This window comes from Marinobacter iranensis, assembly GCF_029207565.1.
In the GTDB taxonomy this organism is placed as follows: domain Bacteria; phylum Pseudomonadota; class Gammaproteobacteria; order Pseudomonadales; family Oleiphilaceae; genus Marinobacter; species Marinobacter iranensis.
The window spans coordinates 1-255 of the sequence record NZ_JANCMW010000300.1 but is presented as its reverse complement, the minus strand read 5'-3'; the positions used below and the strand labels follow the sequence as shown (position 1 = coordinate 255).

Below are 255 nucleotides of genomic sequence, written 5' to 3'. Positions count from 1 at the left end.
CCGACGGCAACCACCACCAGCTGGCTCGTGGTCTCGGCGCCCGCCGTGGCGGTCACTTCATATTCGCCCGGGCGCAGGCCGGTGAGCGTGTAGCCGCCATTCGCATCGCCGGTCGCGCGCCAGGTCTGGTTGGTGGCGGTGCTGCGCGCGGTCACCTGCGCGCCGGCCGCGCCCTTGCCGTCGGCGCCGATCACCTGGCCGCGCACGCTGGCGGTGCTCACCTGCGCCGACGCCATGGTCGGCAGCAACACCGCG

The 255-nt window shown here is 74.5% G+C and carries 1 protein-coding gene; it reads right to left on the bottom strand.

Features of this window, described 5'->3' with window-relative positions:
* Positions 1 to 255 (bottom strand): carboxypeptidase-like regulatory domain-containing protein (locus NLU14_RS22465; protein ID WP_275710790.1); only part of this gene is annotated, 255 nt, incomplete at both ends.